Genomic DNA, 19,480 nt, shown 5'->3' with positions numbered 1-19,480 from the left:
TAACATGAAGTAAAGTGAGCACAGACGTTTTGTTTGTTGCTATGGTCGCTAGACTTCTAAATGGGTTATTTATGAGTGACAAATTGTCTGTGTCGCAAGCGATCGATAATGGCCATCCACAAGAGCAGAATACAAATAACAATCACACCCTCGATGTCTCCATAAGATGTTAATGATGAGGGATGTGCTGTTATGCCTGTCCATTCGGCAAAGGACCACATTATGGGAAAGAGCACGAATAAGTTATTTCCCGACAGTTTGAATAAAAAGCCATAAATGATCCCCATCCCAATCAATGGAAATAAAGTGTCTATCGGTACGCTGCCAATATGATAAAAGCCATAACACAGTCCGGAGAGAATGATACTCGGGATCGCCCCAAAAGCATTCTCAAAACGAAGCTGTAACCACCCGTACACAAATAAAGGTTCCCATAAATTAAGACCATTGATAATGACCATTGGAAAAATAGACAAAGTAAATTTGATTCCGTGACCAAATAGCTGAATGACAATAAATGAAAATATAACAGAAATAATAAGGGCTATTAGCCATAAATGTTTTTTAATTCCCAAACTTGCGAGTGGCTGCTTTTTATAGCCGACCATATACAAGACTGGGAGAAGGATAGTGAAGAGAACACTCAAAACAATTTTACTCATAATCAACTGTAAAAATGGGTTCTGTGTATGTGTAGTGAAATAATAAGTGCCCATCACCAAAAGTTCACTGAGAAACGCTAGAAGTAAGTCAATAGATGGTGATACGCGTATATAAAAAATGGATCTTAGTTTCTTTTGCAAGGCATTCACTCCTGCTTACCTTTAAATCAATGTTAAATCACTTAAAATAATATAGTAAATCACTGAAAAACAAAAGGGGTAGAAAACTAATCTAAGATATTCAGGGAAAAACACCACGTAAAAACCAGAAGAAAAGTAGGCAATTAAAAGGAAAAGGATTTTCTCTCATAAGTTCGAACCGACCTTTAAGAAAAAATCCTGTATAAAAAAGGAGATGTTGTTGTTTAGGAGCACACACATTATCGACAGGCCTCACAATACCCATATACCTCAAATTTATGACCCGTAATATCAAAATCAGCGATTTCTGGGACACTAATCATGGGGCAATTTTGAATGGTACGTGTTTTACCACACGATAGACAAATAAGGTGATGATGATGGTGATCCGTCCCACAACTTAATTGAAATCTTTTTTCACCCTCTAATTCTGTTTCTTCCAAAATTCCTAATTCAGCAAAAAGAGCTAAATTCCGATAGATGGTCTCAAAACTTAGCCCTGGATAATCGGCTTTTAAGTGATCAATCACTTCTTTAACAGAAGTGTATCGATTTTGTTCCTTTAAGAACTCAAGAATTTCTTCTCTCTTGTGAGTAATTTTATAACCCTTTTCTTTTAACTGTTGCAAGGCTTCATCAATCGTCATTTTCCTCAATCCTCACATTAACGTTTAATCTCATCCTTTCTTTTATTGTAACAGAAAAAGAGGTGAAAAATAAACAGAACCGGTGAGAAATGTTTGTGCGTTAAAGAGAGAAGCCATTAACCTTACATGTTCTTGACTTGATGACTTCTATTTTGACGACTCAAAAAATGGTTATATACGAAAAAGAATAACGCCACAACAATCAATACAATGGAGACGACTTGAGCCATTCGAAGACTAGATGTCAACATTAAGCTGTCTGTTCTCAGGCCTTCTACATAGTAACGTCCAATAGAATACCAAACAAGATAACTTAAGAAGATATCGCCTTTTTTCAATTTAAGTACGGATCGCCTTAAAGTAAATAAAAGAATAAATCCAGCAATATCCCATACCGATTCATAAAGGAATGTAGGAGCGTAATATGTACCATCAATATACATTTGTTGAATAATGAACGAAGGCAAATGTAAATGTTCTAGAAATGCCAGACTGACAGGACCACCATGGGCTTCTTGGTTCATAAAATTTCCCCAACGCCCTATACCTTGTCCTAAAATTAAACTTGGTGCAATAATATCTGTCCATTGCCAAAACGAGAGATTTTTTTTGCGCACAAAATACAGGGTAATAAGTAAGGCCCCCAAAATCGCACCATGAATTGCAATTCCGCCATGCCAAATCGCAATTGTCTCTGAAAGGTTATGTTTATAGTCCTTCCATTCGAAGGCGACATAATAAATTCTTGCGCCAATAATGGCGGCCGGAAGTGCGAAGTAAACAAATTGCGTCAATAATTCGGGATTGATTCTTTGCCGCTTCAACTCATTATAAGCAATAAAATAGCCTAATAATAACCCAGAAATGATAATGACACCATACCAATGAATTTCTAAAGGGCCAAAAGTCAAAGCAATGGGGTTTAATGAATGATGCAAGATAACCCTCCTCGTTAAATGTAATGATTACGTTTTAAGTTTAGTGTAAAAACGATGTGAAGTCAAATCTATAAAAAGAGGGCATAACCTGTCCTGAGCCTTCATAAAGTGTTAAAACAGCATTATTCTAAATCGTAACTTTTTTGTTTTAATCTAGAGGAGGCATCCCATGGTACACCATCTTTGGAAAATGTTTAAAATAGAAGTATTAGGCGTGATTCTGTTTAGCTCTTCCATCCTAGGTCTATTATTAATCACTGCTTTTCAACATGTTTTGCATTTTCCCTTATCACATACACTTCAAGACATGATCTTGACCTATTTAGGCATTTTGCTAGAAGCTTTGCCTTTTATACTCATTGGTACTTTTTTTTCAGGAATCATTCAGGTTTACCTGACAGAAGATAAAATTAGGCGTTGGCTACCTGGACGTGGGGTATTCGCGATTTTACCTGGCATCTTCATCACCATGTTGTTTCCTGTTTGTGATTGTGCGATTATTCCGATCGCTTATCGTTTAATAAAGAAAGGGGTCCCAACACATATTGGCGCTCTATTTTTGATTGTCCCACCAATTATAAATCCCATTGTGATCTTATCCACATATTACGCCTTTAGTACCACAATAGAAGTGGTGGTTTATCGCATCATTTTGGCCTTCATTCTCGCCATTGGAGTTAGTTTGACACTCTTATATTTATTTAACGTACAAAATCCGACAAGAGAAAGACGGTCTAAGCACCATAGTCATGAACATGATCATAATCATCACCATCACCATGATCACAATAAATGGAAGGCGACCCTTGCACATGGACTAGAAGACTTCTTACAAACCAGCAAACTCTTAATGTTTGCTGCTTTTGTTGCAGCTGGGTTCCAAGTATTCGTTGGTCAGCACCATTCAGTGGATTTCCAATCTAACACGATGTTTACACATTTATTAATGATGGGCCTCGCTTATATTCTTTCGATTTGTTCGCAAGCAGATGCTTTTATCGCAGCTCCCTTTTATCCTAAGGTTCCTATGAGCTCAATTCTCGCCTTTTTATTATTTGGCCCGATTTTAGATGTGAAAAATACACTCATGCTTTTTTCTTATTTTAAATGGAAGTTTGTCTTGATTCTGTTTATGGTTGTTAGTCTCTATGTCTTAATACTCGTCTCGCTCATTGATCTATTTTAGAAAACTTGGCTTATACTCCATCGCTTCGCTAAGCACCGCCTGATTTTCGTGTTTTGCACTCACACACTAAGGTTGTCGCCAAGCCTTAATGGCGAAAGCCAAAGTTGCCCTTATAAGGTCCGTGATGTTATAAATTCTAAAGTTATTCGAAAACCAACAGACAATTAAAACACTCACGCGCTCTTTTATCCAATAACGACTTTGGTATGGACTGGAATATGATAATAAATCCATTTTGCATCCGGAATACTCATCCTCACACACCCATGCGAGGCTTTTTTTCCTAATTTCTTCGCTTCAGCAGTGATGACTTTTTGATTTTTGTCCATCGGAACGGTGTGAAAAAGAAATTCTCCGTGGTTTTTCCATGATGTCCAATATTTCGCACCTTCTTTTTCACTATTGGAGTAAAACCATGTGCCTTTTTCAGGTTGGGTATAGAAAGTCCCTTTCGGTGTAGACGTATCGGCATTTTTATCTAATCCCGTTGATACAATCATCGTATATAAAGTTTGATCACCGTTTTTTATGTAGACTTTTTGATTGTCTACTGAAACATCAATCCAAAGATGATCAACATTTGCTATATCTTTCGGATAAGCACCACCTGTAGGTTTTGTCCAGTCTACTGGTTTTACTGCCGGCTTATTATTTTGAATTTCAGGTTTTTTATCAGCCTTTGCTTGCTGATTTTCTCGTTGAATGGGGTGTTCTCCAGAGGCACTTGTCTTTGTTTTATGTGATTCCTCAGGCGAAGAGGTTTTTGAGTGGGTACAGCCCGTAATGATTAATCCTAAAATAAATACAAGCCCTAGTATTGATAGTTTTTGAGTTAACTTCATGTGAATTTCTCCAATCTAATAGAAGTAAAGTTAGAATGATTGTCATTAAATCGTAATGGTTATTATTTATGGACATTATAGAGTCTAAAACGACATTTGTAAAGAAGGAGAGGAGGAAAAACAGTGACGACACTTACACTCACTAAAGAAAAATATGCGGAATCTCATACACACCATCTCCCTTTTACAAGAATCATGGTCCTCATCACTGTCATGAGTTATGGTTTAATTCTCTGTTTAACTCTTGGAGGGATAAAGAGTCAATGCATCGAAAATGAACTCCATTCAATAGACTGGAAACCTTCCACCATTATTTATGAAGCTTTTGGAAATGAAAATATCTACTTTACAAAAGCGATAGCAAGGGATCAACGCCCTCAAGCCATTTCTAGTACATTATTTCAATCTATCACTCATCTTAACTTAAAGGATCTCACTTCTTGGATAAGTTCAGAATATCCCGTCATTTCACTCATTCAAGATAGTGGGGGTGGGGAAGAAGTCTATCAAAGTGAATCCCCAGAACTGGTAGCCAATCTCCCCAATCTATTAGATCAGTATTTCAATAGCATTAATAGAACAACCAGTGCACAAGCTTCAGCCAACCCCGCATCTTTCAAAGCTGTGGAGAAATTTCAACCACTATTAAATAAGGATTTAAAAAAATATGATTTACAATCTTATACGCCTGTATTGATGGCGTTAATGCAGCAAGAAAGTAAAGGAAAAGGTGGGGATCCAATGCAAGCCTCTGAATCTGCCGGATTAAAGCCTAATACCATTAAGGATCCAAAACAGAGTGTGGCGCAAGGTGTGAAATATTTTAGTCGAATTTTAAAGTATGGTGAAGAAAAACATGTGGATTTTCAAACCATTATTCAATCCTATAATATGGGAGTTGGGTATATTAATTTTATTGCTAAGCATGGCAAAAAGCATACTGAAGCGCTAGCAAAGCAATTTTCAATGGAACAAGTGAAGAAAAATCCTAAACTTTATAACTGTGGTGGAGATAAAAATAATTTTCGATATCCTTATTGTTATGGAGATTTTACCTATGTTAGTAAGGTTTCAAATAATCTCATAGGAATCATGCATACAATGCCAGTTATAACGCCTTCTCCTTCAGAGAATCAAGCTTTTTAAAAGAAAAAAATAAAAGCCGCCAAATGGCGGCTTTTGATATCGTTGGTTTAAACTTAAGAAAGGAGATGGGCCGAAAGTAGACGTTTGCGTGCGAGGATACCTATCACTGCTGAAAGGACTGCTTTGATAACACCCACAATAAGAAAAGGATAGACGCCTGACACCATGGCAGCATGCCATGATAGATCAGCAACATATTTGAGCTGAATCGTACCTAGAATGAGGCTCATTATCATCCCGATAATATTGGCGATGATGGCCATCGTAAAGTTAAAACGTGTTCTTTCAAGTATAAAACCGATGATAAATGCACTAATAATAAAACTTACGATGTAGCCACCGGTTGGACCTACAATAACAGAAAATCCAGCACTAAATTGTGCAAAAACAGGAAGTCCGATAGCACCAAGAGCTGCATAGAGGATCATGGCCAAGGCTCCATAGTTAGCTCCAATAACTGTTGCCGTTAAACCCACCGCAAAGGTTTGTCCACTGATTGGAACTAATGGAAGAGGAATCTCAATTTGTGCCATGATCGCCGTCATCGCCGCAAACAAAGCAGACACGATCATCATCTTTAACTTTTCTCTTGATTTCATCATTTTCTCACCCTTAGATCATTTATGTAAACCCTATTTAAATATAGGTTAACATAAAAGCAACGAGAAATGAACACTTGTAAAGGAGAGTAAATAAATAAAGCCTACTCTAATATTTTTTCCAAATTAAAACGCCATTTTGACCACCAAAACCAAAGGAATTGCTCAATGCATAAGTAATAGATTGGTTCCGACTATGGTTAGGCACAATATCCGCAGGGGTACCATCTTCTTGTTCATCTACATTTATTGTGGGCGGAAGGGTACTCGTTTTTATTGCCTTAATGCAAGCAATACTTTCAATCGCTCCAGCAGTGCCAAGCATATGACCCACAGCACCTTTAATAGAACTGACGGGGATCTTGTTAAGATGATCGCCAAATAATTCATAAAGGGCATGAGACTCTGCCCGATCTCCCGCTGGGGTCGCTGTCGCATGAGCATTGATATAATCAATGTCCTCCGGCTTGAGTTGTCCACTTTCTAAAGCTTCTTCCATTGCTAATCTTGCACTCTTACCCGAAGGATCAGGAGACGTTTCATGATAAGCATCATTGGACGTACCGTAGCCAACAAGTTCCGCATAGATTGTAGCGTTGCGGGCCTTTGCATTCTCCAATGTTTCAAGGATAACCATCGCAGCGCCCTCACCCATAACCATGCCACTACGCTTTGTATCGAAAGGTCGAGACCATTTCTTATAATCCTGATCAGGTCCATCAACCGCTAAGGCACCAGCGGCCCTTAATCCAGATAATATTGTTGGGCTAAATAAACATTCCGCTCCACCCGCGATCACCATATCGGCTTTTCCTAATCTTAACCAATAACTAGCTTCACCGATAGAATTTGCGGAAGAAGCACAGGCTGTTGAATAGGTCATGACCGGTCCATGCAAATCATACTGGATGGCAATACCAGCTCCAGCCGCATTAGGAATCGCTTTGGGTACTAACCGGGCGCTTACTCTTTTAGACCGCCCTGTATAAATTCTCTCAGAACCTTCTTCTAAAGTTTGAACGCCACCGAAAGCACAACCAATTGAAATACCGACACGGTGAGATTGATAAACCTCATGTAGGTATGAGATATCACCTAAACCCGCATCATTAAGTGCTTCGATGGCCGCGATAATACCCATCTGAGTAAAACGATCTGATCCTTGGATGGCTTTTTTGCTAAGATAGCGAGAAGGATCAAAGTCTTGGTAAGTGGCAATCACAGGTGCCCATTGTCTAAGTTGTTCATCATCCGTCTTTTTGACTGCTGATTCACCTGAGACGATTCCCTCCCAAAATCTTGAGGTACCAACCCCAAACGGAGTGACTGCGCCTAACCCTGTGACGACAATTCGTTCACGATCAGTCATCTCTTAAATCACCTCATTGTTTTCTGTAATAAATAATTATATTATCTTAGTACGTATTGATTGATTATTACAAATTAACGCGCTAAAATTATAAAGAAGAGCTTTGCCGTAATCTTATTATAATAAACTTTTCACTAAGAATTCATCTTTTTTGTTTGAGATGTTTATAAATTAGAGAAAGAAGGATATGCTTTGGATGAGAACAAGAAGCGCTATGAAGGGAAGATAGCTTGTATTACCGGGAGTTCAAGAGGTATAGGGCGCCATCTCGCACTTCAATTTGCTAAAGAAGGTGCCGATGTTGTCATAAACTATTTTCGAAATGGTGATGAAGCTAGAAAAACAGCTTCAGAAGTAGAAGCGCTTGGACAAAAAGCATTACTAGTTCGTGCTAATCTTGCTCAAGAAGATAAAATTATAAGCATGTTTAAAAAGATAGAAGAGACCTATGGTCGTCTAGATATTTTTATACATAATGCAGCTTCTGGGAGAAACCGAGAAGCAATGGAAGTTGATGCTAAAGGCTGGGACTGGACCTTAAACGTTAATTCAAGAGCGTTTTTATTAGGAGCACAGCAAGCCGCTCGACTTATGCCTGAAGAAGGTGGAGCCATTCTTGCTTTGTCTTCATTCGGTTCCGATCGTGTGTTTCCATATTACACTTCGGTAGGGGCAAGTAAGGCAGCACTCGAATCCCTCGTTCGCTACTTTGCGATAGAATTAGCAAAAAGAAAGATTAATGTAAATGCTATTTCAGCAGGAGCGGTGAAGACCGATGCCCTGAATCATTTTCCAGAAATGGACAAGACATTAGAAAAAATTGAGGAAAAAATGCCTTATCATCGTTTGGTTGATCCCCAGGATATAGCAAATCTTGCATTATTTTTGTGCTCTAACGAGGCTGAAATGATTCGTGGACAAACCATTCGCTTAGATGGCGGTATTACATTATTACTTCCTTAATTCATAAAAACAACAAAAAGGAGTCGTTTAAAAATGGCTGTAACATTAACCAAAGAACAAATTGAAGAAAAGGTAAGACAAGTTGTTGTAAATCAATTGGACGTAGATCCTAGTGAAGTAAAACTAGATAGTCTATTCGTTGATGATCTTGGAGCAGATTCACTTGATTTAACTGAACTTGCTGTAGGTTTTGAAGATGAATTCGATATTGAGATTCCAGATGCTGATTTTGGCAATCTTTCAACAGTGGAGAATGTTGTTAATTATATATTGAATCTCTAAAATTTTTGAGGAAGTGACATTTATGCAGATGTTTAATGGGTGTATTTTAACAGAAGAACGGGCACAAGAATTTCTTGATAAGGGTATATGGAAGAATGAATCCTTTGTCGATGTTTTAGAAAAACACGCCAACCTTTATCCAGATCTTGTCCATAAAGATGAGAACCGCAGTTTAACGTATGCTGAGTTATGGAATGAAGTTCAAGCTGTTGCTGCTAATCTCTATCATATGGGGATCCGTAAAGGGGATACAGTAGCTTTACAGTTGACCAACACCCTTGATTACGTGGTTGCTTTGTTTGGCGCCAATCTTATTGGTGCTGCTGGTGTAAGCCTCCAAGTTGATTTAGGGCGAGAAGCACTAGTAAAAAGTATCAATCAAGCCAAGGCAAAAGCGTGGATTATTACAGATAATTACCGTGGGCAGCCTCTATATGACATGGCGGTCGAGGTAAAATCTTCTCTCCCTAGTATTGAACATTTAATTATTCAGGGGACTCAAGAAGACAAGTATAGTGAAGCAACTACATTTTCATCCTTAAAAACAGCTCAAAAACCATTAACGGAAGAGGAACTTAATGCCAACCGACCAGGGCCACTTGATAAGTTCTTATTAGTATTCACCTCAGGGACAACAGGCTCTCCTAAAGGGGTTGTCCATTTGCATGCCAATTATCTTTGGGCTTCTCGTGTCCTCGCGAAAAACTTTGGGTATGAAGCAGGTGACGGGGTTTTGGATATCGCACCGATCTTCCACCAAACTGGCATGCTCGCAGGCGTTATGATGACGATTGCTGCTGGGGGTAGAATCTTGTTTATTGATCGTTTCTCAGCAAATCGTGTTTTAAAATGGATTGAAACTGAAAAACCTGGGTTTATTATTGGTGCTCCTCCACATGTCATTCATGTCGCAAATTCTCCAAAACTTGCGGAGTCCGATACTTCCAGTGTTAAAGTGTTTATCTATGCTGGGGCTCCCGTACCAAGTTCAATCTTACATCGTCTCCAAACTGACGGCGGTATTAAAATTGGCGGCATGTTCGGCTGGTCTGAAGGCTTTGTAGCTTGTGCAACAAAACCAAATGATCCTATTGAAGCGATAAGTAGTACAGTAGGCTTTGGCTTACCAGGTCTTGAAATTCGCTTAGTTGACGAAGAAGGCAATGATGTCAACGAAGGTGAACCTGGTGAAATGTTAGCGCGTGGGCCTAACTTTAGTGCAGGATATTATGAAAATCCAGAGGCTTCTCACAAGCAATGGGATGAAGATGGTTGGTTCCATTCTGGTGATTTATTAAGAAAAGACAAAGACGGTCGCTATGCATTTATCGCTAGAGCGGATGATATTATAAACCGGGGTGGAACAAAAGTAGATCCTAAAGCAGTAGAAGACGTCATCGCGGCTTTAGATGCGGTAGAAACGGTTGCTGTAGTTGGCGCACCCCACGATACATTAGGCCAACAAACTGTAGCTTGCGTCGTTCTCAAAGAAGATGCTGAACCTTTCACCCATGCTGAACTACGGGATTTCCTTAAAGAAAAAGGGCTTGCTAAATTCCAGTTCCCTGATAAATTAGAGATTTTAAAAGAATTGCCTATGACACCTTCAGGAAAAATCAAGAAGATTGTCTTGAGAGAACAGTTTTTAGTTGAAGCTCAATCTCATTAAAAGAGATAAGATCATTATTGAATATGAGGGTGACTCTATTGAGAGGTCTAAAGCCATTAGACAAAAAAGAAGAACAGACTAAGCACCGTTCTTCTTTAGCGTTATGGTACGAGCTGGCTTCCATTAAAGTCACCCCTTTTACAACGTTGAGGAGGGCATTGATTTGAATATTTTAAATCCATCAGATTTAGATGCTATTGAAGTAAAAGATTCTTACATAAATCCCAAACTTGTCGAACGCGCCAACGTCATAAGGAATCGAGTGATTCAGTTTCGCAAAGAAGAAGCAGACGAGTGGGGAAAACAAATTGAAAAGGATCAAGCCATCCCTGAGGGGCTTTGGTTAAGAATCCGCGAATTGGGTTTTCATAAACTTACATTACCCGAATGGGTGGGTGGTGAAGGATTACCTCTTACGCTATACCTACCGATTCTTGAAGAACTTGCCCATTGTCATGGCTCCATACGAATGGTATTCCATGCTTACAACAGCATTTGGCGGACAGCCGGACAAGGCACCAAAGAACAACAAGCGTTCTGGCTTAAGAAATTGGTGGAAGAAGGAGCGCTTGTCGCTTTTGCACTCACAGAGCCCGACAATGGCACCGGCATCGATCTTAGAACCAAAGCGACTTTTGAAAATGGAAAATTCATTTTAAATGGGAAAAAACATTTGATTACTTTTGCTGAAGAAGCGTCCGTTATTACCGTTATTGCCAAGATGGAAGGCGAAGGTGGTCGTGGAGGATTAACCGCTTTTCTAGTGCCACGAGATCGCAAAGGAATGAAGCTTGAACCAATGTCACATATGATGGGTGATAAGGGTTGTTCACATGCCGTAATAACCTTTGAAAACTGTGAAGTTGCTGAATCCGAGTTGCTTGGTGAAATCGGTGAAGGCTTTGGCATCGCTGTAAGAGGATTCTTAGATCAAAGCCGTGTTTGTATTGCACAAAGTGCTGTAGGTCTTGCTCAAGAAGCACTGGATGTAACCCTAGATTTTGTTCGCAACCGTAAAACCTTCGGAAAAGCGATCGCTAGTCGACAAGCAATCCAAATGAGACTCGCAGAAATGCAGATTGCCATTCAAGGGGCACGTTTACTCTGTTTAGATGCCGCTAAGAAGTTTGATAATGGAGAAGACATCTCTTTAGAAGCTTCAATTGCTAAGGCTAATGCCATTCAAATGTCTCGTGAAGTTACTGATGGTGCGCTCTCATTATTTGGTGGAAGAGGCTATAGTGTTGACAGTCCTATTGAGCGTCTATATCGTGATGCAAGATCCCTTTGGTTTGAAGAAGGGACTGCTGAGATGCAAAAAATGACAATTGCTGAATCATTATTAAAAAATGCGCGACAACGTGAACGTAAAGAAAGGCAAACAGTATAAATGCTTGCCGCATTATTTAAGCCTCAAGAGGGTTTCCTTTTAAAGGATATCCCTTCTGAGGCTTTAAAAGCTGATGAGGTAAGACTAAAAGTCGAAGCCTGTGGTGTCTGTGGAAGTGACCGGCAAGTTGTAAGAGGGGAACCTGCACCCCCAGGGACTCAGTTCCCTCTCATTATGGGGCATGAAATCTCAGGAACAATAATAGAAATCGGTCAACGGAATGAGGAATGGCAAGTTGGCGATCAGGTGATTGTTTTTCCATTTATCAATTGCGGATCATGTAAAGCATGTAAAAACAATCAAAGCAATTTGTGTTACAGACAAACCTGTATTGGTTATCATCGTTCAGGCGGTTTTGCGGAGGAAGTCATTGTGCCTATCGCTCAAATAATCCGTCGTCCAAAATCTATTGACCCTGCAAGTGCCGCTCTATTAGTGGATGCATTCGCGACCCCTTATCATGCCATGCGGCTTTCTAATATAAAGGCATCTGATTCTCTCCTTGTTATTGGTACGGGTGGCCTAGGACAGGCCGCACTCCGTTTACGCCATGGTTTTGACCTTGAAAGTCTTGCAATAGTCTCACGACGGAAATCTTCAGTGGAAGTCCCTTCAGACTGTGAATTGTTTACATATTCTGAAGGAGAAATACGTCAATTGACTCGAAAACTTAGGCGCTGGAGTGGCACTGGTGGTATTGACGTTGTCCTTGATACAGTTGGAAGTTCAGAGACAGTCGCATTAGCAATGGACGCTGTTCGTCCTGGAGGGACCGTCACGGTTATTGGGATGTCCATGGATGCTGTAAATATCCCTATTGCCAAAACCGTGCGCAGAGGCCTTCGTTTACTCACAAGTTTTGGTTCAGTAAAATCAGACATTGTGGAGCTTTTAGATTTAGTTGAAAATAAAAAACTAGATCCAAAATCACTCATCGCTGGAACTGTTTCATTAAAGGATGTAGAAACGCCTTTTTCTGAGCAACGAGCTTCAGGAAGGTGGATTATTCAGCCTCATGATGGACATTAACAACTTGGGATTTTCCAAGTTGTTTTTATTTTGAACACTTTTTATCTTATAAAAGCTTTTCAGCTAAGCACACTTCATATATAATAATAAATGAGATGAGTTTAGCAGAGTTGGAGTTTAGTAACTGGAGAAGAGCTGAGTTTAAACATTATAAGCGAGTGCTGTTGTTAAGAAATTCCTCTATATAACAACGCATTTTATATCCTTCCAGTGATTGCTTCTCTCTGTATACTTTTGTATACAAGGAGGATGACCCATGATTAACCTATCGGAGCTCGATAACGAGCAAAGCACTATCACCATGCATAACCCATTGCTTCGCATTGAAAGACAAACCCATCCCATTGATTTTCAAGCTGAGAATATTGCTGAAGACCTTCTTTATGATCTTGATCATTATAAAGGTGCACTTTTTTCAAGTAATTTTGAATATACTGGTCGCTATACGCGTTGGGATGTTGGTTTTATCAAACCCCCTTTAGAAGTCAAAAGCCAAGGCTCGCACTTTTTTATTGAAGCACTAAATAAAAGAGGCCAACTGTTACTGCCGCTCATTTATGAGCATTTAAAAAATGCTTCTTTTCTGGAAACTGTAAGTCACAATGATGACCATACGATTATTGGGAAATTACCAAAATCTCAGCAGGTGAAAGACGAAGAAGCACGAACGAAACAAACGACTATTTTTGATGTCCTCAGGCGTTTACAATCTTTATTCTATAATTCAGAGGATTCTTTTTTAGGCTTATACGGTGCGTTTGGTTTCGATTTAATTTTTCAATTTGAACACATAGAGAAGCAGAAACCTCGAACATCAGAACAGAATGATATTCACTTATTTCTACCGGATGAGCTTTATATCGTTGATCGAAAAAAAGGGATTGCTTACCAAATTCGTTATGAATTCAGCTATGATGGTCTGACAACCAAAGGCCTCCCGAGGGAAGGCAGCTATACTGAATATAAACATAATCCTGATCAAGCATTATTAAATGCTAACAAACCTCGAGGGTACTATGCTGATCTCGTCAAAAAAGCTAAACCTTACTTCTATAGAGGTGATCTTTTTGAAGTAGTCCCCACCCGAGTGTTATACAAAGCGTCACCGTTAGCCCCTTCTGAAGTGTTTAACCAATTAAAAGAATTAAACCCAAGCCCCTATGGCTTCCTCATTCATTTAGGCTCTGATTTCTTAGTAGGCTCTTCACCCGAAATGTATGTCCGAGTCGAAGGAAATAGGGTGGAAACTTGTCCTATTTCTGGAACGATTAAACGAGGCGAAAATGCTATTGAGGATGCTGAAAATATTAAAGCTTTGCTCAATTCAATGAAAGAAGAGGCAGAGCTCACTATGTGTACCGATGTGGATCGAAATGATAAATCTAGAGTTTGTATTCCAGGTTCTGTCAAAGTGATTGGTCGACGCCAAATTGAAGCTTACTCACACCTTTTTCATACCGTTGATCACATCGAGGGAGAATTGCGACCTGAGTTTGACGCTTTTGATGCTTTTATGACCCATATGTGGGCAGTCACTGTAACCGGAGCACCTAAATTAGATGCCATAAGATGGATTGAAAAATATGAAGAAAGTCCCAGGGGCTGGTATGGTGGTGCCATTGGATGGTTTACCTTTGACGGCGGGCTCAATACAGGATTAACCTTAAGGACAGCAAGACTCAATAGTGGTTTGGCAGAAATTAGAGTGGGAGCCACTTTACTACATGCCTCAGAGCCAGAATCTGAAGAGTTAGAGACCGATGTTAAAGTCGCTGCCCTAGAAAAGGCGCTTGAACCCAAGAAGGTAATCGAGAATATAAAAGAGAGACAACCTGCACAAGTAGGCAAGGGGAAAAATATTTTACTTGTTGACCATGAAGATTCCTTTGTCCATACTCTTGCAAATTACTTCAAACAAACAGGCGCTAAAGTGACAACTTGTCGAGCTGATGTCGCGCGAGAATTAATACGTCAAAAACAAGAGTCTGTCATCGATCTTGTTGTCCTTTCTCCTGGACCTGGGAGACCTGAACGTTTTGATATAAATACGACGATTGATTTATGTCTTCAAAAAGAGATTCCCATTTTCGGTGTTTGTTTAGGTTTACAAGGTATCGCAGAATACTTTGGTGGCGAATTAAAGACACTTGCCACGCCTTGCCACGGAATGCTCTCTGACATCACGCTTCTAAATAAAGAACCTTTATTCAAAGAGATGGAAGGGATGAAGGTGGGAAGATATCACTCATTGTATGTTGACGCACTCCCAAAAGCATTAGTTCGTATGGCAGAAACACACGACCATATTCTTATGGCAGCCAAACACCAAAAGTTGCCGATCTATGGTGTTCAATTTCATCCTGAATCCATCTTAAGTACTTTTGAAAATAGTGGGCTTCAACTCATTAATAACCTTATGGATGCATTAAAAAGGGATGATAAAGTCTATTTAGCATAAAGCAAAGAAAAAAGGAGCGGATGATCCGTTCCTTTTTTTATGCCTCATTTGTAGGCTGAGCACCACTGATCATATTGTAAAATTCACCTAAAGTCGTTCGGACATAAGGGACTAGCCATAACATGCCTATCCCTGCTGTTAAGGAAGCTAGGATACCCCAGCCGATAAAACTTAACCAAAGAAGGACATACTTCCATTTATAGCCATGCATTAAACGTCGACTAGCCGTAATCGCTTCAAGAACAGAATATTCCGGATGATCTCTCATCACCAAAAACGTTTGCGAATAGGCAAGGCTTTTTATTATCCCTGGAATAATGAGAAGGAGTGACCAGAGAAAGATAAATAAACCCATCAAGAGCTGTGTACCTAGCATTTTCAAATAATACAACAAGTCTGAAAATGGGCTGAAAAGTGTCTTGATCGTTGTTTCCTTTTTTCTTGAAACGTCTAAAAATACCCAGTTGAGTCCGACAGTAATGGGAAAGAGGATAAATGAAATAAGCTCCATTGCAATATCAGCAGTTGAATAAAAAGGATATAATGACGGTGAGCTCCCTGTATCATTTATGTATGAAGTCGCTATATTTGGAATCCCTAGATAAATAAAACCGGTGATCAAAGTCACAAGAACACTAAAACTCCAACGTCCTTTCAAAGATGCTAGAGCTTTTCTTTTTAATTCTGTTATCATATCTTAATTACCCCCTTACCATACTATATAGTCTTATAATCCTTAGCGCAAATAAAAAATAAAACATTCATTTTTTATTATAGACACATAACAACCGGCATATAAGGAAAACTATAAGCAAAAAAGGAGGGCTATTATGAGTGATAATAGTACATCAAACTATAACCGTGATTTAAGAGCGAGAAGATTTAAATTTGTCATTGGAGGACTTGTAACAGCTTTTATTGTCATCTTTTTCATACTCTACATATATGAAAGGGTTATGTGAGCATCAAGAGAGCGTCATATTAGAAAAGAGGGTGACAAAAAGGCGATTCTGTACCACTATGGGTACTAGACCTTATTGTCATCCTCTTCATTCATACGAGATTCAATTTCACTTTTTCATAATACGCTCTTAAGTACTGCGTTGGCAGTTCATAAAGCTGCTGCCCCTTGATCTTATATATCCCTAATTTTAATAACTTTTGAATGTATTCTTGCTTTACCTTTGCGTTCATTTGAGTCACTTAAATTCCTCCCAATGAGATAGGTTCCCCATTCGGTTCGTTTTTAAACATTCTATTTTCTATTTCGAAGGTCGTTTTCAATCGCTTCGAGACTACGTCCTTTTGTTTCTGGGACAAAGAAAGCCACAAATAGGAAAGCAAAGACCCCGATAATAGCGAAAATAAGAAATACCCATGCAATACCAATCGCACTCGATAGTACAGGAAAGAGTAATGACACCACGAGGTTCCCTAAGGAGAGGAAGAGGGTCGTTAAACCGGTTCCAGCCCCTCTTGCTTTTAAAGGGAAGAGTTCAGGAAGAATAACCCAAACAGCAGGTCCCCAAGTCGCCGCAAAGAAAACAATGAATAACCCTAGAAATACAACGGTTATCCAAGCAGTCGTTGTCGTTAACCCAGCAGAAAAAAGAATGATCGCCAGAACAACAAGGCTGATCGTCATCCCCACATTACCCCATAGCATAAGTTTTTTTCTTCCCATTTTATCAATGACTGCAATCGCCACCAGTGTCATGAGAACATTGACAATTCCAATCCCCACGGTTCCTAAAATGGAAGAAGAATCAGCAAGGCCAGCTTCCGAAAAGATCGTTGGTGCATAGTAAATAATGGCATTAATGCCGATGATTTGTTGGAAGATAGCAAGTCCAATACCCGCAATGAGCATGGGACGAATCCAGGGTGCTTTTAGAATCGTCCAAGCACTCTCTTTAATAGTCTCTGTTTCCTTAATCTCTTGGATTTCTTTTTCAATTTCTTCATTACGACGTGTGAACTTCATAATTTTTCGTGCCTCGTTCTCACGATTTCTTTTGATCAACCAACGGGGACTCTCAGGCATAAAAGTAATTCCTATTAACATGATAAGCGCAGGGAGTGCAGCAAATCCGAGCATCAAGCGCCAGCCTTCAAAAGAAGAAAAAGCATAATTGACAATGTAAGCAACGAGGATCCCAATCGTGATCATCAATTGATTAAGACTTGCAAGCGACCCACGAATATGAGTGGGCGCCATTTCTGTCAGATAGACTGGGACAAGTGCTGTAGAGCCACCCACGGCTAAACCAATAATCATTCTCGAAAGGACAAGGCATAAAGCGTTAGGAGAAACTGCAGCACACAAAGCGCCGATAATAAAAATGATTGAGATCAATAATACCACTCGCCGGCGGCCCCATTTATCCGATAAAGGACCACTTAATCCCGAGCCTACAATGGCACCAATGAGTAAAGCACTAACGACGAACCCTTTCATGAAATCGCTTAAAGGAATGTCCTTTTGAATATATAGAAGTGCCCCAGAGATCACTCCTGTATCATAGCCATAAAGCATGCCACCCAGTGCTCCAAAAAAATAAATGAGCGTCTTATTTGTTTTCCTGAGCATGTGAAGTACCTCCTTATTTTTAACAAGAAACTTTGGAGCCCCTTACATAAAGATCAATGAGATAACGGTGACTATTTTAACTTAGTTCAACATTTAAATTCAAATAATATGAAAAGCAAATGTGCTGACCTAGAATATGAGTCATATTAATTGGCATGGTGGCGTTTTCACTCTATACTAATTTTGAGCACTTATTTATACATAAAAGGAGGGCCTTAAATGGTCTATCAAGCTAAAGACACACGCTATGATCAGATGAAATATCATCGTTGTGGAAATTCTGGTTTACTCCTTCCAGCCATTTCACTTGGACTCTGGCATAACTTTGGTGGTATTGATACTTTTGAAAATGGTCGAGCCATGCTCCGAAAAGCGTTTGATTTAGGCATTACTCATTTTGATCTTGCCAATAACTATGGACCACCTGCAGGTTCAGCCGAAGAGATGTTTGGTCAGCTTCTTAAGACTGATTTTGCACCTTACCGCGATGAACTTGTGATTTCGACAAAAGCCGGTTACTATATGTGGCCAGGTCCTTATGGAGAATGGGGATCGAAAAAATATCTTATTTCTAGTCTTGATCAAAGCTTGAAACGCATGGGTCTTGATTATGTGGATATTTTCTATTCTCATCGTCCTGATCCGGATACCCCCCTTGAAGAAACCATGATGGCCCTTGATCAAATTGTTCGTCAAGGTAAAGCTCTTTACGTTGGCATTTCAAGTTACAGTGCCGAGCAAACGGCCGAGGCGATTAAAATATTAAATGACCTTGGAACACCATTACTTATTCACCAACCGAGCTATTCCATGTTAAATCGTTGGATTGAAGATGGGCTGACCGACGTTTTACAAGAAAACGGCGTCGGGAGTATCGCCTTCTGTCCACTTGCTCAAGGGTTGCTGACAACAAAGTATTTAAATGGAATTCCTGAGGATTCACGAGCAGCGAAATCCACCGGAGCCTTAAATAGTGAGGCGATTACTGATGACGTCATTCAAAAAGTGAGGGCACTCAACAGTTTGGCAGAATCACGCGGACAAAGCCTTGCACAAATGGCTCTTGCCTGGGCTCTTCTCAAAGGAAACTTAACCTCAGTACTTATTGGGGCGAGTCGCGTCAATCAAATTGAAGAAAATGTAGCGACTCTCAACCATCTTGAATTTAGTCAAGACGAACTTACTCAAATCGAAACCATTCTTGCAGGGAAATAAACATTATAAAAATATAGCTATTTTTTCACGAAGCTTGACATTTCCATTGATTTTTACCATAATAACTTTAATTATAAATCTACACAGACGTTGATATGGACTATTAGATAGTATGTGTCGTAAGAGAGTGGAACTCTAGGCTGAAAAGTTCCATCGACATCCATGCTATTGAACCCATCCATGGAGTTGTTGAGAGTTAAAAACTCAACCGTTCTATCCTACGTTACAGGAGACAAGCGGGCATCTTTGTGATCTTTGATGCCAAGTAAGGTGGTACCGCGGAAGCCGACAACACTTTCCGTCCTTTTTTTAAATAAAAGGATGGAAAGTGTTTTTTATTTTTTATTACTTTTA

Annotated in this window: 18 protein-coding genes, 1 pseudogene and 1 other annotated feature; of the genes and pseudogenes, 10 read left to right on the top strand and 9 right to left on the bottom strand. The window is 39.5% G+C overall.

Annotated features, from left to right (window positions below; all coding sequences use genetic code 11):
- Nucleotides 1-65: 65 nt before the first annotated feature.
- The 3 genes from IEV91_RS03965 to lgt form a co-directional block, all read right to left on the bottom strand.
- A complete protein-coding gene (locus IEV91_RS03965) occupies nucleotides 66-803 on the bottom strand; it encodes a CPBP family intramembrane glutamic endopeptidase (protein ID WP_188496116.1) in 738 nt (245 codons plus the stop codon).
- A 239-nt stretch (nucleotides 804-1,042) separates the two neighbouring features.
- Complete coding sequence (locus IEV91_RS03960) at nucleotides 1,043-1,450, bottom strand: Fur family transcriptional regulator (RefSeq protein WP_188496115.1); 408 nt, start codon at nucleotides 1,448-1,450, stop codon at nucleotides 1,043-1,045.
- A gap of 122 nt (nucleotides 1,451-1,572) precedes the next feature.
- On the bottom strand, nucleotides 1,573-2,388 hold the full coding sequence (lgt, locus tag IEV91_RS03955) for a prolipoprotein diacylglyceryl transferase (RefSeq protein ID WP_229745390.1): 816 nt from the start codon (nucleotides 2,386-2,388) through the stop codon (nucleotides 1,573-1,575).
- A 169-nt stretch (nucleotides 2,389-2,557) separates the two neighbouring features.
- Between lgt and IEV91_RS03950 the strand changes: the two genes are divergently transcribed.
- Nucleotides 2,558-3,574 (top strand): permease, encoded by a 1,017-nt coding sequence (locus IEV91_RS03950; RefSeq protein WP_188496114.1) that lies wholly within the window; start codon nucleotides 2,558-2,560, stop codon nucleotides 3,572-3,574.
- A 185-nt stretch (nucleotides 3,575-3,759) separates the two neighbouring features.
- Here the strand turns inward: IEV91_RS03950 and IEV91_RS03945 are convergent, their stop codons facing one another.
- Nucleotides 3,760-4,416 (bottom strand): L,D-transpeptidase, encoded by a 657-nt coding sequence (locus IEV91_RS03945; protein ID WP_188496113.1) that lies wholly within the window; start codon nucleotides 4,414-4,416, stop codon nucleotides 3,760-3,762.
- Between the two features lie 633 nt (nucleotides 4,417-5,049).
- Between IEV91_RS03945 and IEV91_RS21620 the strand changes: the two are divergent.
- A pseudogene (locus IEV91_RS21620) lies at nucleotides 5,050-5,562 on the top strand (lysozyme family protein); the annotation flags it as partial.
- A 53-nt stretch (nucleotides 5,563-5,615) separates the two neighbouring features.
- Here IEV91_RS21620 and IEV91_RS03935 read toward each other — a convergent pair.
- Together IEV91_RS03935 and IEV91_RS03930 are read right to left on the bottom strand one after the other, a co-directional pair.
- On the bottom strand, nucleotides 5,616-6,164 hold the full coding sequence (locus tag IEV91_RS03935; protein WP_188496112.1) for a biotin transporter BioY: 549 nt from the start codon (nucleotides 6,162-6,164) through the stop codon (nucleotides 5,616-5,618).
- A 106-nt stretch (nucleotides 6,165-6,270) separates the two neighbouring features.
- Complete coding sequence (locus IEV91_RS03930; protein ID WP_188496111.1) at nucleotides 6,271-7,530, bottom strand: beta-ketoacyl-[acyl-carrier-protein] synthase family protein; 1,260 nt, start codon at nucleotides 7,528-7,530, stop codon at nucleotides 6,271-6,273.
- Between the two features lie 192 nt (nucleotides 7,531-7,722).
- Between IEV91_RS03930 and fabL the strand changes: the two genes are divergently transcribed.
- The 6 genes from fabL to IEV91_RS03900 all read left to right on the top strand — a co-directional run bounded on the left by fabL (nucleotide 7,723) and on the right by IEV91_RS03900 (nucleotide 15,321).
- Complete coding sequence (fabL, locus tag IEV91_RS03925; protein WP_188496110.1) at nucleotides 7,723-8,493, top strand: enoyl-[acyl-carrier-protein] reductase FabL; 771 nt, start codon at nucleotides 7,723-7,725, stop codon at nucleotides 8,491-8,493.
- Between the two features lie 33 nt (nucleotides 8,494-8,526).
- Entirely contained in the window at nucleotides 8,527-8,775 is a 249-nt protein-coding gene (gene acpP / locus IEV91_RS03920; protein WP_188496109.1) for an acyl carrier protein, read from the top strand.
- Between the two features lie 22 nt (nucleotides 8,776-8,797).
- The gene (locus IEV91_RS03915; protein ID WP_188496108.1) at nucleotides 8,798-10,444 is read left to right on the top strand and encodes a class I adenylate-forming enzyme family protein; all 1,647 of its coding nucleotides are present in this window, start codon (nucleotides 8,798-8,800) and stop codon (nucleotides 10,442-10,444) included.
- A gap of 163 nt (nucleotides 10,445-10,607) precedes the next feature.
- On the top strand, nucleotides 10,608-11,834 hold the full coding sequence (locus IEV91_RS03910; RefSeq protein WP_188496107.1) for an acyl-CoA dehydrogenase family protein: 1,227 nt from the start codon (nucleotides 10,608-10,610) through the stop codon (nucleotides 11,832-11,834).
- The gene (locus tag IEV91_RS03905) at nucleotides 11,835-12,863 is read left to right on the top strand and encodes a zinc-dependent alcohol dehydrogenase (protein WP_188496106.1); all 1,029 of its coding nucleotides are present in this window, start codon (nucleotides 11,835-11,837) and stop codon (nucleotides 12,861-12,863) included.
- 256 nt (nucleotides 12,864-13,119) lie between these two features.
- Nucleotides 13,120-15,321 (top strand): anthranilate synthase component I, encoded by a 2,202-nt coding sequence (locus tag IEV91_RS03900; RefSeq protein ID WP_188496105.1) that lies wholly within the window; start codon nucleotides 13,120-13,122, stop codon nucleotides 15,319-15,321.
- Nucleotides 15,322-15,358: 37 nt separating this feature from the next.
- Here IEV91_RS03900 and IEV91_RS03895 read toward each other — a convergent pair whose 3' ends face one another.
- Complete coding sequence (locus tag IEV91_RS03895) at nucleotides 15,359-16,015, bottom strand: DUF975 family protein (protein ID WP_188496104.1); 657 nt, start codon at nucleotides 16,013-16,015, stop codon at nucleotides 15,359-15,361.
- 136 nt (nucleotides 16,016-16,151) lie between these two features.
- Between IEV91_RS03895 and IEV91_RS21840 the strand changes: the two genes are divergently transcribed.
- Nucleotides 16,152-16,283, top strand: a complete 132-nt coding sequence (locus IEV91_RS21840; protein ID WP_268236348.1) for a hypothetical protein — start codon at nucleotides 16,152-16,154, stop codon at nucleotides 16,281-16,283.
- A 91-nt stretch (nucleotides 16,284-16,374) separates the two neighbouring features.
- Here IEV91_RS21840 and IEV91_RS03890 read toward each other — a convergent pair whose 3' ends face one another.
- Both IEV91_RS03890 and IEV91_RS03885 read right to left on the bottom strand, forming a co-directional pair.
- Nucleotides 16,375-16,515, bottom strand: a complete 141-nt coding sequence (locus IEV91_RS03890; RefSeq protein WP_188496226.1) for a Fur-regulated basic protein FbpA — start codon at nucleotides 16,513-16,515, stop codon at nucleotides 16,375-16,377.
- Nucleotides 16,516-16,576: 61 nt separating this feature from the next.
- Complete coding sequence (locus IEV91_RS03885) at nucleotides 16,577-17,911, bottom strand: sugar porter family MFS transporter (RefSeq protein WP_188496103.1); 1,335 nt, start codon at nucleotides 17,909-17,911, stop codon at nucleotides 16,577-16,579.
- A gap of 219 nt (nucleotides 17,912-18,130) precedes the next feature.
- On the opposite strand from IEV91_RS03885, the gene mgrA reads away from it, so the two are divergent.
- The gene (gene mgrA / locus IEV91_RS03880) at nucleotides 18,131-19,126 is read left to right on the top strand and encodes an L-glyceraldehyde 3-phosphate reductase (RefSeq protein WP_188496102.1); all 996 of its coding nucleotides are present in this window, start codon (nucleotides 18,131-18,133) and stop codon (nucleotides 19,124-19,126) included.
- Nucleotides 19,127-19,207: 81 nt separating this feature from the next.
- Nucleotides 19,208-19,435: a binding site (T-box leader), on the top strand.
- Nucleotides 19,436-19,480 lie beyond the last annotated feature (45 nt).

This window comes from Pullulanibacillus pueri (assembly GCF_014639255.1).
GTDB classification, from domain to species: Bacteria; Bacillota; Bacilli; order Bacillales; family Sporolactobacillaceae; genus Pullulanibacillus; species Pullulanibacillus pueri.
This window is presented reverse-complemented; position numbering and strand designations above follow the sequence as displayed.